Origin of the sequence: Rosenbergiella metrosideri (assembly GCF_022602565.1) — a bacterium.
Taxonomy (GTDB): domain Bacteria; phylum Pseudomonadota; class Gammaproteobacteria; order Enterobacterales; family Enterobacteriaceae; genus Rosenbergiella; species Rosenbergiella metrosideri.
This window is the reverse complement of record NZ_JALBCV010000160.1, coordinates 1-230: the sequence shown is the minus strand read 5'-3', so window position 1 is coordinate 230 and position 230 is coordinate 1. Positions and strand designations below refer to the sequence as shown.

At 63.0% G+C, this 230-nt stretch carries 1 protein-coding gene; it reads right to left on the bottom strand.

Features of this window, described 5'->3' with window-relative positions; translation table 11 throughout:
- A partial coding sequence (locus tag MKR94_RS16920) for a hypothetical protein (RefSeq protein ID WP_241647944.1) occupies positions 1–230 on the bottom strand: 230 nt, incomplete at both ends.

Here is a 230-nt window from a genome sequence, read left to right as displayed (position 1 = left end):
CTTTGCGGCGCTCGAGCTTGATCGGCCCCGCCATCTCGCCCTCCCCGTCGGCGTTGGTATAGAGGAGCGAGGACCCGTCGACCGTCGTGCGGCCTTCGGTGACGATGACCTCACCCTCCTTGTCGCGTTCGACATTTTTAGGGCAACCAGTCTCCTCGTTGTAAGCTAGCGAACCCGGAAAGAAGTCGAGCACAGCCTTGTCCTGCGCTTCGGCCCCGCCCTCTTTGGGC